This is a genomic window from Larkinella harenae (genome assembly GCF_054780515.1).
In genome coordinates this window covers 225,296-238,653 of sequence record NZ_BAAGWE010000001.1, presented here as the reverse complement: position 1 = coordinate 238,653, position 13,358 = coordinate 225,296, and the positions used below count along the sequence as shown (strand labels likewise).

Annotated in this window: 10 protein-coding genes; 5 read left to right on the top strand and 5 right to left on the bottom strand. The window is 49.1% G+C overall.

Annotation, left to right across the window (positions count from 1 at the left end):
• Nucleotides 1-80 precede the first annotated feature (80 nt).
• The gene (locus tag ACYVH9_RS00975) at nucleotides 81-1,766 is read left to right on the top strand and encodes a hypothetical protein (protein ID WP_460634416.1); all 1,686 of its coding nucleotides are present in this window, start codon (nucleotides 81-83) and stop codon (nucleotides 1,764-1,766) included.
• A gap of 287 nt (nucleotides 1,767-2,053) precedes the next feature.
• Here the strand turns inward: ACYVH9_RS00975 and ACYVH9_RS00970 are convergent, their stop codons facing one another.
• Nucleotides 2,054-3,541, bottom strand: a complete 1,488-nt coding sequence (locus ACYVH9_RS00970) for a cellulose synthase family protein (protein ID WP_460634415.1) — start codon at nucleotides 3,539-3,541, stop codon at nucleotides 2,054-2,056.
• An 80-nt stretch (nucleotides 3,542-3,621) separates the two neighbouring features.
• Here ACYVH9_RS00970 and ACYVH9_RS00965 point away from each other — a divergent pair, with 80 nt between their 5' ends.
• A complete protein-coding gene (locus ACYVH9_RS00965; RefSeq protein ID WP_460634414.1) occupies nucleotides 3,622-4,425 on the top strand; it encodes a Rossmann-like and DUF2520 domain-containing protein in 804 nt (267 codons plus the stop codon).
• Here the strand turns inward: ACYVH9_RS00965 and ACYVH9_RS00960 are convergent.
• Nucleotides 4,422-5,633: an AGE family epimerase/isomerase gene (locus ACYVH9_RS00960; protein ID WP_460634413.1), complete on the bottom strand. Its 1,212-nt coding sequence runs from the start codon at nucleotides 5,631-5,633 to the stop codon at nucleotides 4,422-4,424. The genes ACYVH9_RS00965 and ACYVH9_RS00960 overlap by 4 nt on opposite strands.
• Nucleotides 5,634-5,739: 106 nt before the next feature.
• Here ACYVH9_RS00960 and ACYVH9_RS00955 point away from each other — a divergent pair, with 106 nt between their 5' ends.
• Nucleotides 5,740-6,294 (top strand): KdsC family phosphatase, encoded by a 555-nt coding sequence (locus tag ACYVH9_RS00955; protein ID WP_460634412.1) that lies wholly within the window; start codon nucleotides 5,740-5,742, stop codon nucleotides 6,292-6,294.
• A gap of 54 nt (nucleotides 6,295-6,348) precedes the next feature.
• Here the strand turns inward: ACYVH9_RS00955 and ACYVH9_RS00950 are convergent, their stop codons facing one another.
• Together ACYVH9_RS00950 and ettA are read right to left on the bottom strand one after the other, a co-directional pair.
• The gene (locus ACYVH9_RS00950; RefSeq protein WP_460634411.1) at nucleotides 6,349-7,167 is read right to left on the bottom strand and encodes an aminotransferase class IV; all 819 of its coding nucleotides are present in this window, start codon (nucleotides 7,165-7,167) and stop codon (nucleotides 6,349-6,351) included.
• A 72-nt stretch (nucleotides 7,168-7,239) separates the two neighbouring features.
• Complete coding sequence (gene ettA / locus ACYVH9_RS00945; RefSeq protein ID WP_460634410.1) at nucleotides 7,240-8,907, bottom strand: energy-dependent translational throttle protein EttA; 1,668 nt, start codon at nucleotides 8,905-8,907, stop codon at nucleotides 7,240-7,242.
• A gap of 71 nt (nucleotides 8,908-8,978) precedes the next feature.
• On the opposite strand from ettA, the gene ACYVH9_RS00940 reads away from it, so the two are divergent.
• Nucleotides 8,979-10,349, top strand: coding sequence for a DUF349 domain-containing protein (locus ACYVH9_RS00940; protein WP_460634409.1), 1,371 nt, complete (start codon nucleotides 8,979-8,981; stop codon nucleotides 10,347-10,349).
• A 114-nt stretch (nucleotides 10,350-10,463) separates the two neighbouring features.
• Here the strand turns inward: ACYVH9_RS00940 and ACYVH9_RS00935 are convergent, their stop codons facing one another.
• Nucleotides 10,464-12,284 carry a glycosyltransferase gene (locus tag ACYVH9_RS00935; RefSeq protein WP_460634408.1) on the bottom strand — a complete coding sequence of 607 codons (1,821 nt, stop codon included), beginning with the start codon at nucleotides 12,282-12,284 and terminating at the stop codon, nucleotides 10,464-10,466.
• A 173-nt stretch (nucleotides 12,285-12,457) separates the two neighbouring features.
• Between ACYVH9_RS00935 and purU the strand changes: the two genes are divergently transcribed.
• On the top strand, nucleotides 12,458-13,297 hold the full coding sequence (gene purU, locus ACYVH9_RS00930) for a formyltetrahydrofolate deformylase (protein ID WP_460634407.1): 840 nt from the start codon (nucleotides 12,458-12,460) through the stop codon (nucleotides 13,295-13,297).
• Nucleotides 13,298-13,358: the final 61 nt, after the last annotated feature.

Sequence of the window (13,358 nt, the reverse complement as noted above, 5' to 3'; positions counted from 1 at the left end):
GCTTTCGAATCGCTCTCCTGAGCCTACTTTTGGGGAACGGTTTTCATACCGCATAAACAACAAATACGAACTTAACTATCATGAAAAAACCAGTACTATTCTGGTTGGCGGCTGCTTTTTCTCTGGCCGCCAATGCCCAAGACCTGATGACCGTTCCCCTGACCGGTGTTTCGTCCCAATTGAAACCGGTTAAAACCGGCAATGCGCAATTCGTGCAAACCGTCGCAGCTTCTCAGCCCAATTACCGGGCGACGTTTTCGGTTACCAAAACAAGCGATAAAGGTAAGGGCGACGAAAGCACGTACTTTTTGAACCTGTCGGACCTGGACGTATCGACGGTGACCTATAAAGTAGAGCGCGACGTCATTGCGGTTTTGGCCGATACCAAACAGCACCGCAAGTTTGTTCGTTACAGCGAAAACGGCGAGCTGAAAAACCTCACCGACCGTGTCAAGTTGTACGCCGATAACCCGGACATTGCCAAAGCACTGGTCGAATCCCTCAAAAAAGTTATTCTGGCAGCTGAAAAATCGTATAAACCCGCTCGCACCCCAGACACGCTGGACGAACTTCGGCAGTGGCTGAAAACCAACATTGGTAGCGAAGCTGTCGGCTCGGATAAATACGAACAGGCGCTGACGTTCGATTATGACAACCCGCTGCGGGCAGTATTCCGGCGAAGCGAAGTAGGTTCTAAAGGATCAGCATCATCCGAAACGTTTTCGTTTAACCTGGGCGATCTGGCGCTGGAAGGCCTGCAAGTGGAGGCTAAAGGCAAACGGTTTGAGTTGTCGCTGGTTACGCAGCAAAAGCAAAAACTGATGGGTTACGCCAAGGACGGCAAGCTGGATAATGTGGTTCAGACATTTGAAATTGCCAGCGGTGATGCCGACAAAATTCGGGACATTGCCAGCGCCTGGCGCAAACTGATTCCGCTGGCGGTAAAGCAACTGGAATCCCGCAAGCCGGTTTTTACCAGTATGCCCAATGCCCAGAAATATTTGGAATCAAGCGTAACAGCGGCCAAAACGAATGATCGCACCATTGAGCAGGCCTTGAAACCGGATTGCATCTGTACATACACCCGGCGTGAAACGTACAATAAGAACAGTACGGAGGAGGTCTACGAATTCAACCTGGCGGATCTGGCCGAAAAAGGAACGAAACTGGGCGTCGATAAAGAATTGTACGCCATCGATTTGAAAACCCGGGATAACCGTAAGTTTATTGGTTATACCAAAAATGGGGTTCGCCAGAATTATGTCTCCAGCATCGAACTAGCCGCCGATAACCTGGAAAGTGTCCGGTACATGTCACAGGCTTTTGAGAAAGCTGTTCAGTCCTGCGCACAATCTCGAAAAAATCCAATTCCAACAACTGGTCAGCAGGCCCGGCTGGACTGGATCAAAGAGCAACTTCCTAAGGATTTGGGTGACAAAGAACCAACCACTTACGCCCTGGCGGCCGAGAACGGTATTTGCGATTTAAAATTAACGGTTACACAAGGTGGCCGCAAAGCTTCGGAATTAGTTTATGATCTGGCTTTGAAAGACATCAATGCCGATGCTACTCATTTCGACGTCGATGGGAAAACCGTATACGTCAGCCTGATGACAAAGGGTAAGGAAAAACTGGTTAAAACGTACAAAGATGGCAAGCCTTCCGACTATGTCCACACGGTAAAAATTCAACTCGGCGACATTGAAAAAGCCCGCTATGTGGCCGAAGCTTTCAAGCAGTTGGTGCGAAACTGCGTAACAAATTAAGTTTAGTTAGGTTAATGTTTGGAACCCGCAGCACTCGTGATAGCGTTGCGGGTTTTTGATTTTATTCGGCAACTCAATGTTAATTGCTTGCACATCTAACATCGTTAGATTTTTAAAATATGCCCATAAGGGTTGAAAAACCTCAATAGCAAGCAGAAAATAGCTTACTAAAATCCTCACACCAGGAAGGATTGTTCAGGAAGTAGACTGCCTGTTTCATCGATAATATGCCCCGAGTCTAACACCGTTATAGGTGACGTATAGCACCCAAAGATGACAGGTCAGTACTAGCGTTTGATATGGGCGTGAAACAAACTGTATAAAAATACCAGCCCAAACCCCATTGCCAGCATGCAATGAAACACCAGCATATTGTAATGACCAAAATAAAAGCCGAGGCCAATACCAAACAGAAAATAAAGCATTAGAGCACCTTCCGAGATCGTTAACCAGTTTGTCCCCGAGTTGAGGTCAATCCGCAAATACTTGTTCGTTCGCCACGTGTCGCCACTGGCTTTGACATTGAATTTGGGTGTTCGTATAAAAGGGGTTTTCCGGCCCGCAAAGCCTTCGATAACAGCAATGGTATTATGCAGCGATAAACCCATCATCAGCGATGAATACATCGGGAAATAATACAATCCTAGTTGTTCAAGTTTACCCCGGCGTTCCAGCCAGAACGGGATGCCATAGAAGAGTATAAGGATCAGCAAATTGAGTTGAAAAAAACCGAGCATCAGGAAAATCGATTGGTATTCGGGGTGCCGAATCCGAATGTACAATACCGGTACGCTCAACAAACCAAGCAGAAAAACCAGAATGAATGTCGAGCTGCTCAGCAAGTGAAAAAAAGCATGTAGTTTGATGCGAAACGGGATTTTCGGATCACCAATCACCTTGAACATTAATTTTCGTGCACATTCAGCAGCGCCTTTCATCCAACGGTATTGCTGCGATTTAAGCGCATTCATAGCTACCGGCAGTTCGGCGGGCGAGCCGATATCTTCACGGTATACAAATTTCCAGCCTTTCAGCTGAGCCCGGTAACTCAGATCCAGGTCTTCGGTCAATGTATCACTGCTCCAGCTACCGGCATCCAGAATGGCGGTTTTACGCCAGACACCTGCTGTGCCGTTAAAATTCATGAAGTACCCTTCGGCGTTTCGCCCACCCTGCTCAATAAAGAAATGGGCGTTCAGCCCAAAGGCCTGCAACTGGGTCAGGACGGAATAATCCTGATTCAGGTGCGTCCAGCGGGTTTGTACGATACCCACTTTCGGATTTTCAAAATGCGGCAGCGTCTTCAACAAGAAATCCGGGTCTGGCATAAAATCCGCGTCAAAAATAGCCATAAACTCGCCCTTGGCCAGCTCCAGCCCATAGGCCAGCGCACCAGCTTTAAACCCTTTCCGTTCGGCCCGGCGAATGTGCTGGATGTCAATTCCCATCTGCTGGTACTGCGCCACTTTTTCGGCAATAATACTGACGGTTTCGTCGGTCGAATCATCCAGAACCTGAATCTCGAACCGGGAACGCGGATAATTCAGAATGGCCACTGCATCAATCAACCGGGCGGCTACGTAAAGTTCATTGTAAATCGGCAGCTGCACGGTTACATACGGCACCGTCTCTGGCCGGGTGGCAGAGTACTGCTCAAATGAAGTCTGTCTTCTTTTGGAACGCAGGTAACTAAAAATTAAACTTAACTGACCACAGTTATAGGTAAATAATAATAGCAATACTAAAACGTATACCGTCAATATGAGTGCTTCCATTCTCCTCTCGCGCAATAAATGAACTCCCAAAAAACCGCATGTTTCGTTTTTTGTTTGCGACGAAAAAATATCTTTAGTGCATGAAACTATCCTTTATCGGCGCTGGCAATCTGGCCTGGCATCTGGCAATAGCCCTCGAAAATGCCGGACATTTTATCTGTGAAGTCTATAGTCGGACCCCCAATCACGCCCAACAGCTGATTTCTATGCTGTACGATGCGCAATTGAGCCTCGATCTCAATTATGCCGAAAGTGAAGCAGAATTATTTATCCTGGCGGTTCCGGACGATGCCATTGATGAGGTAACGGCCCAGCTAGTACTGCCCGAAAATGCCGCCGTGGTGCATACTTCTGGAAGTAAATCCCTGGAAACACTGCGCCGTTTGATGGACATCTATAGTGATGTTCCGGTCCGGACGGGTGTTTTTTACCCCCTGCAAACCTTTAGCCGAACAACCACCCCACTCCCTTTTGAAGCCATTCCGCTCTGCATTGAAGCCAGCGATGCAGAAACCGAAACCCAGTTGGTTACGCTGGCTCAGGAAATCAGTCAGGTTGTTTACCTGATCAGCTCGCACGAACGAAAAGTACTGCACATCGCTGCGGTTTTTGCCTGCAACTTTACCAATTACCTGCTGGGTGCTGCGAAAGACCTGACGGATTCGGAAGATCTGGAATTCGATTTGCTGCGGCCTCTGATTGAAGAAACGATTGAGAAAGCCCTTTATTCGGATCACCCGGCCCGCGTACAGACCGGTCCGGCCCGCCGTGGTGACGTAAAAACGCTGGGCTTACACCTCGATTACCTGGCCGATAAACCCGCGCTATCACACCTCTACCGGCTGCTCTCCGACGGTATCCAGCAACGGAACATGCTCCTTTAAGTCATGGGCCGTCCCAAACGCGTATCCATACGGTTTTTGCTGGCGATAACCGCCCCCTGTTCCAGCGCCCGCCAGGTTTCGTACAATCCACGAATCAGGTGGTAGCAGCCTTTGTCTGGACTGGCCTTGATGGTCGACACAGGCTGCCCCTTCCGGTCCAATACGCCAAACCATTCCGTATTTCCTTTATCCGGAAAATGCTGCCAGGTGTAATCGTGCGCTTTGCGGAACCACTTCAGGCAATCGTTTTGCCGGGTGTGCAGGTAGCCTTTCGCAAAAACCGTCAAAGCTTCGGAATGCACCCACCACAATTTCCGATCCCACTCGCTGTAAATACTGGGGCGCTCTTTCAAATCACTGTACTGAAAAAAACCGCCGAACGGTTCATCCCAGCTTATTTCGGCCAGATGTAACGCCATTTGAACGGCCTGTTGAGCCAATCGCCGATTGCCGGTCAACTCGGCCGCTTCCAGCAGATAGTTCGCGGTTTCAAAACCGTAGCCGCTGTGTAACCGTCGTCCCGCCGAGCTGTCGCAAAAAGAGCCGCCGGGCAAAACCGTTTCCCGCAAAACTGCAATTCGTTTATCAAAAAACTCGTTCTGAATTTCGCTCAGTACCGCTTCGTAAGCCTGCTTGTACGTTTCTGGCTCCAGCAGCGAGCGCGTTTCCAGCAGAGCTTTCAAGACCATCATGGGCTCGCGTAGATATTTGAGCTGCCGAAACCCACCCAATTGATCGTCCCACCTTTCCCGCTGCTGCTGGCGCTGAGTGATGACGTTCTCCATCGTTTGCCGGGCAACGGCTGCAAATTCAGCGTCCTGCGTAGCGTGGTAAAATTGCGCAAATGCCATCGCCACGGCGCAATCGGGTTCAACGGTTTCGGCCGGCTCAACGGCTCTACCCCGGCGATCAACCACACCTAGCCAGCGGTTTTCGTAGCGGCCATTGGCCAGCAAAAAATCAGCACCATGCCGGGCCAGCTCAAGCCATAACGGAATGGCATCGACCCAGTTATACAAGACCGAAAACGCCCAGACCTGCTGCGCCTGTAGCTTAACAACTTTGTCGGTATCGAACGCATCGCCCTGCTCCGTCAAGGCATTAAAATACCCCCCACAAGCGGTATCCCGGCTGTGTTTGGTCCAAAAAGGAATAATGGTTCGGAAAAGACTTTCCTGATACTGGGCGGCCAGTTTACTAAAATCCATCACAATTTTCCGCATTCATTGGCGCGCCCGAAACTATAAGAAAATCGCAGCAAATGGAAATTAAACCGACTGAACGCGTATTTTCGTGCTTCACCCCTCTACAAGTATGACGGCTTTACAGGAACGATTCAAACAAATAACCACCTTTATATTCGACGTCGATGGCGTCATGACCGACGGTAGTGTGAATGCCCTCGAATCGGGCGAACAATTCCGGACGTTCAACATCCGCGACGGCTATGCCATTGAGCGGGCGGTTCATTCCGGCTACCGGGTTGCGGTTTTGTCGGCCGGCAACCAGTTGGGCGTTCGAAAACGGCTGGAGTTCCTGAAAATAAGGGACATTTTCATGGGCGGGCCGACTGAACAGAAAATTTATACGTATTTCAACTTTCTGCAACGCGATCAACTCAACGAAGCGGAAATTTTGTACATGGGCGACGACATTCCGGATTTGCAGATACTCTCCCGCCCGACCGTATTCAGCACCTGTCCGGCCGACGCTGCCGACGAAATCAAAGCCGTTTGTGATTACATTTCTCCCGTTCCGGGCGGGCGGGGTGCGGTTCGGGATGTGATCGAGCAGGTGATGAAAGCACAGGGTAAATGGCTGTCATGGATGACAACGGATGATCCTTTTAAAATACAAAACGAGCGGTAAAAAGAAAAGACCTGCCAGGCTTTCAAAGCCTGGCAGGTCTCATACCAAATACGCCTACCAATTCGCAATTAGTTCGTTAAATTCTTCCAGCAAAAACAGCGTTCGTTTACCCGGTTTGCCGTCGGCAATTGTTAAGTCATCCACCCGAACAATAGGCAGTACTTTTTTTGTCGAACTGGTGGTAAACGCTTCGTCGGCATCGTAAAGGTCGGATACCGTAACGGGCCGTTCTTCCACCTGAAAATCGTTCTGCGCCAGTTGCATCACCGTTCGCCGGGTAATACCGTGCAGAATGTGCCGGTTGGGCGTAATCAGTCGATCTCCTTTGAAAATAAAGAAGTTACTGCGGCTCAACTCACTAATTTCGCCGTTTTTTTGGTACAGAACGTCCGACGCCCGGGCCGACCGGATAGCCTGCGCCAGCAAAATCACCCGCTTATAATCGGTGCTTTTCACTTCGGCCATCTCCCGGACGTAGTCATCCAGAATGACCTTGATGCCTTCTTCAAACTGGATCGGCGGGGTTGGGTGAATCTCTTCGGCCATAATCAGCAGATTCGGCGTAGCCACACTGATGCTGTCAGGGCTATATCCTCCGGTCATCACAAAGCGTATAGCAATATCCGGCAAGGTACTTTTGGCAAGTAAATCCAGCACAACACGATGGGCCTCTTCTTTGGTGATCGGAACCGGCAGGTGCATTTTGGCCGCCGAATTGGCAAACCGTTCCCAATACCAATCCCATTGAAAAGGCCGACCGTTGTAAGTCCGGAAATAATCGAAAAGTCCAAAACCGCGCAACAAACCAAGATCCGTGACTCCGAAGGAAATCTGTTCGACCGGCAAAATGGCGCCGTTGAAATAACCGTGCATTGTTCCGTTTGACGTTTGCGAAGGTTTAAAGTATCCATCATTGAGTATCATGGATCCTTTAAACCTCAACCCTTAAACGAGTTTTTTATATTTAATCCGTTTCGGCGTAGCATCAGTACCCAGCCGTTTCTTACGGTTTTCTTCGTATTCCGAGAAATTACCTTCGAACCAGTATACCTGCGAATCGCCTTCAAACGCCAGGATGTGGGTGGCCACACGGTCGAGGAACCAGCGGTCGTGGGAAATGACGACGGCACAACCGGCAAAGTTCTCTAAACCTTCCTCCAACGCCCGCAGCGTATTGACATCCAGATCGTTGGTTGGCTCATCGAGCAGCAGCAAATTAGCGCCTTCTTTCAGCATCATGGCCAGGTGAACGCGGTTACGTTCCCCGCCCGAAAGCGTTCCGATCTTCTTTTCCTGATCTGATCCCGTGAAGTTGAATCGGCTTACGTAGGCCCGGGCATTGGCTTGCTTGCCCCCCAGTATCACCCATTCATTTCCTTCGGAGATGGTTTGAAAAACCGTCTTATTGGGGTCCAGTCCATCGTGTTCCTGATCGACGTACGCCCACTTAACGGTTTCGCCCACTTCAAACGAACCGTTTTGGGGCTGTTCTTTGCCTGTAATCAGTTTAAACAGGGTTGTTTTCCCGGCCCCGTTCGGCCCAATGATTCCGACAATGCCGCCCTGAGGAAGCTGAAAGCTCAGGTCTTCAAACAGCAGACGATCCCCAAACGCTTTGGAAACGCCGTGCGCTTCGATCACTTTGGAACCCAGCCGCGGTCCCGCCGGAATAAAGATTTCCAGCTTTTCTTCCTTCTGACGGTTTTCTTCGCCCAGCAGTTTTTCATAAGCCCCTAACCGTGCTTTCGACTTAGCCTGACGCGCTTTCGGAGCCATCCGGACCCATTCCAGCTCACGCTGCAAGGTTTTCTGGCGTTTTGATTCCTGCTTTTCTTCTTTAGCCAGACGCGTTTGTTTTTGATCGAGCCAGGATGAATAGTTGCCTTTCCAGGGAATCCCTTCACCCCGATCCAGCTCCAGAATCCAGCCCGCCACGTTATCCAGGAAATACCGGTCGTGCGTGACGGCAATAACCGTTCCGGCATATTGGCGCAGGTGCTCTTCCAGCCACAATACCGACTCCGCATCGAGGTGGTTGGTCGGTTCGTCGAGCAGCAATACATCAGGTTGTTGCAGCAACAAACGGCAGAGTGCCACCCGGCGTTTTTCACCGCCTGATAAATTAGCGATTAAGGCATCCGAAGGTGGACAGCGCAGGGCATCCATCGCTTTTTCGAGCCGATTGTCCAGTTCCCAGGCGTTCAGGTGGTCAAGTTTTTCCTGTACTTCGCCCTGTCTGGCTATTAATTTATCAAAATCGGCATCGGGATCACCGAAGGCTTCATTGATTTGATCAAACTCTTTCAGAAGGTCAACTGTCTCTTGCACACCTTCTTCCACCACTTCTCTAACGGTTTTGTTCGGATCCAGCTGCGGTTCCTGCTCCAGCATACCCACCGAATAACCCGGTGAAAACACCACTTCGCCCTGATAACTCTTATCGATCCCGGCAATGATACGCAACAGGGTAGATTTACCGGAGCCGTTTAAGCCTAAAACACCGATTTTTGCACCGTAAAAAAAGGAAAGGTAGATATTCTTTAGGATTTGTCGGTTTGGCGGAATAATTTTACTGACACCCGCCATTGAGAATATAATCGTTTCCTGACTCATGGTTCTGGTTACTTTTGTAGATGGCAAATATCAACAATTAAACCCATAGCTCAGCTTTAAAGAGTAAAATAATGGAACAAGCTCAATTGGTAGACGAATACGGTTACGTCAAAGACGGAAAGGTATTCTTATCGAGCTACCTCGGCTATCCGGACCGTCAAATCGGTGAAGTGAAACGCACAGAACAGGAAGCGCTCGATTATTTCAAAAATAGGTTTACAATTGCCGAAAACAAAGTAAACCAGTTAGAGCAGGAAGTTGAGGAGGCTCAAAACAAAGGGTCGTACCTGACTAAACTCGTTCAACTGCGGAAAAAACTGTTGAGTTTCGATGCTATCGGCAATTTTATTCCGTTGCTGAATCGGCTTGACGCCCAGGAAGAAATATTGGTTGAACTCATCCGGACCAACCAACTTAAAAACCTCGAGATCAAACAAGCGTTGCTGGCAGAAGCTGAGTCGGTTGCCGACAGCAACGAGTGGAAAGAAACCGCCGAAAAGCTTCAGGAAATTAAGCTCAAATGGATCAAGACCGGACCAGTTGATAAAGAACTGGACGAAACGATCGAATCCCGTTTCAGCGAAACGCTGGACAACTTTTTCCAGCGTCGGCGTGAATTTTTCAACGAACAAAATAAAGTTATTCAGGAGCGCATCGATCGCTACGATCATCTCATTGCGCAAGCTGAGCGGGCCGTGCGGAGTATCTACGAGGCCGACCGCAGCCGACCGTTCAAGCGTGACAATCTGGAAGGAGAAGCCCTCGAACGGGCTAATATAGCCGAAGAGCGGTACATGAAAGTACTGACCGAAGCCTACCACCTGATTCGAAACCTGAACAACGAATGGAAGGAAGTTGGTGAAGTACCGATCAAGAAATCTGGTAAAATCTTAAAGAAATACCGTCGGGCTACCAAAACCGTTTTTGATCGCTACAACCTGGCAAGGGGTATTCAGCCTAAGGTCCGGATTGATCCACGCGTGGAGCAGCAGATGAAAATGGCCGACGAAGTTGAAAAGCTGGCGAAACAGTCTGATATTCCGGCAGCCGCTGATCGGGCAAAACAGCTGCTGAACCAGTGGAAAGAAATTAAAATACCGTTCAAATTGGTTGACAAAGTGGTTTCTGAGCGCTTCCGATCCGCTTGCGACAAAATCTTTGAATTGAACTACCTCGAACGGGTAATTACCCGCAAATATCCGGCCTTCGAGCTGAAAAGCCGGTCGGAACAGTTGCGGACAAAAGTTCGGGAGCTGGAATACCTGGTTCGTCGCGAGAAAAGCGATCTGGCCATGTCCATGAGCAGCATGAATACGATGGGTCGCCCGGGCAATGAGGACGCTGATAAGATGATGATGAGCAAGGTAAACACCCAAAAGCGCAAAATCGCTATGAAAGAACAAATACTGACCGAATTTAACAAAGAGTTGAATCAGTATTGAAAGAATAGAATTAGAGTAAAGACAAGAGACGAAAGAATTCCATCAGCGGTTTTCTTTCGTCTCTTGTCTTTTTGTGGTAACTCAGCCTTTTTTCTCTTGTCTCTACCTTCTAATTCACGGTTTCCGGCGCTTCAGCGCCAGATCGTGGGCGGTATCGTAGTAGGATCGCAGGTTCGTCCAGTCAAATACTTCAGCAATATTTTCGACGCGGTTACGCTGCGTGATCCGGTCGCGCTGCGACAATCGGACAAAGCGGAATAGGATGTTGGCCAACTGCTCAGCGGCTTCGTTGAAGGTTTGGGTTTTACGGTTGACGACGTAAATTCCCCGATTTTCGTAATCCCGCATAATCTGCATGATAAAATCCCCAAAACCGGACAGATCGCTTGTAACGGTCGGAATTCCGCGCACGACGCACTCCAACGGCGTGTATCCCCAGGGTTCGTAATAGCTGGGAAAAACGCCCAAGTGGCAACCCCTTACAAACTGGCCATAATCCAGCCCAAATAACGGATTAGTGGACGAAATAAAGTCGGGGTGGTAAACTACTTTTACCCGGTCGTGGGCATTATTGACCAGCTGGATCTGCCGGATAAACCGGACCATCTCATCTTCCTGCGCCAGGTCATGCGTCACGAAAGGCGGCAGATTGTTCGTTTTGAAACTTTGGATGGTGCGTCGGAGCCGAAGCCGCCAGTATTCGTCCACAAACTGGTTGAGGTCCGGCAAATTAATGTCTTCGCCAGCGGCTGCGTTTAAAAACAATTTGTTACCAAGTTGATTTTCAATCGCCTTACAGGTCTCCTGGATCTCGTCCAACAACGCGCGGCTGTGCAACACATCCGGATTGATGGACCGGAACGGTTGTTTGGTAATCATGAACATGACCACCGTCATATCCATGTTGGCTTCGCGCATTTTCCAGTTTAGCCGGGCCAGCGCTTCGAGCGTCAGGTCATAGCCTTTGTTGCTGAATTCAAACCGACCCGACGTAAAGAAATAAAGCGTTTTTTCCAGATCGAACGAATAGCTCTGGAAGAAATGCCCCATCACAAATTCATGAATCCGTTCTTTATACTTTACGTGCAAATTCTGAAACTCGTGTACCGCCGTAAAGCGCATGATATTCAACCCGTTGGGCAATATCAAATCGGGAATTCGACCCAGAAAGACTTCACATTCCCGCGAGGTAACGTCGCTGACTGTCGTAAAAACGTGGCATTGTTGCGCGGCCAGCCGTTCAATCATGGCCTGTGCTTCGATATTGTAATATTTGGCTTCGCGTTGCCAGTCAAAAAACGGAAGCTTTCCGTAAAAACCGGATTCGTTCTGCGCCAAATAACGCCCCAGCATGGTAGCGTGCGTTGTAAAAACCGTTGCGATTGCAACATTATCCCGGCGGAGATCCGGCAAGCCGCTGCTGGCCATCCACTCGTGAAAATGGACGGTAATATCCACATGGCGGGCACTTTCAGCGGCCAGTTCGGTCAGGAAAATCCGAACCAGTTCGCCAAAGCCAACCACCTGATTGACCAAATCCTCAACGTTCAAGGTCGAAATACCGTGTCGCTCCCAAAGGTTGTATTTGACCTGATCAATATTTGTACCGAGGCTCTGGATGCCAAACAGCACCACCCGCGGTTTTCCGGTGATCAGCCAGTATCCGTACTGCACATCCAGTCCCCTCGAGCGCATGCTCTGAACCACACGACCGATTTCGGTGCCGTCATCCTGGGTAATCGGTTCAAATTCAACCGCGGCCCGTTGCGGAAAATACGGACCGAGCAGAATATAATCGTTATCCCACTTTTCGACCATCGACGGAACTTTCGATCGAATAACTGTATAAATACCGCCAACCTGGTTACAAACTTCCCAGGCAACTTCAATGAGCAATTTTCGCTTCGACGCAGAGAGCAGTGATTCCAATGCCATATTATGTTAGTAAGGTGGCTAACCTTCCTTTTCACAAGTCTTCATCGGCAAGCCCACAAGGCCTGCCAACCGGTTTTTTATTCAAAATAATACCAACCTATTCAGTCCGCAAAAGGCGATTCGCGTGGTGATTTTACTACTTTTACTATAACTTTCAAATCATCAATTCGTTCATGTCCACCGAAACTCGTCACATTCTGTTAATGGACGGCCCCGATAGTACGGGACTTATTCACCGCGTCACGGGGGTGCTGGCGCAACATAACCTAAACATCATTCGTAACAACGAGTACGTCAGTCCCGACCGGCAGTTTTTCATGCGAACGGAGTTCGAAGGTAGTTACGATTCCACTGCTTTGTTTGATAAATTACAGCAGACCTTACCACCGGGCATCAATCTGCGTATTAATCCTAAAAAAAAGAAGAATATCATTGTTTTTGTTACCAAAGAGCACCACTGCCTGGCAGAATTACTTATTCGGTACGCTTTTAACGAGCTTGACGCCGATATCCTGGCTGTTCTCAGCAATTACAACACGCTTCAGCCCTTCGTCAGCAAATTCGGGATTCCTTTCCATTATGTTTCCCATGAACACAAAACCCGGGAAGAACACGAGGAGATCATTCTTCGGACACTGGCTATCTATGAGCCGGAATACATCGTCTTGGCCAAATACATGCGGGTTCTGACATCCGAATTTGTAAAAAACTTTCCGAACCGAATCGTTAACATCCACCATTCTTTTTTACCGGCGTTTGTAGGGGCCAATCCGTACCGGCAAGCCTACGGACGGGGAGTTAAAATTATCGGTGCAACGGCTCATTTTGTCAACAATGATCTCGACGAAGGCCCCATCATCGCGCAGAATATTAAAGAGGTCGATCACCGGCATACGGCTTACGATATGGCTACCGAAGGCAAGGATGTAGAAAAAATTGTTCTGTCGCAGGCGCTGAAGCTGGTCTTCAATGACCGCGTTTTTATTCATCAGAACCGGACCATCATTCTCTAAGGTCGAACAGTGCGCCCTCGCTGCTTGTTTAAGTAAAACCGGATAAACCGCCGGTTTGGGT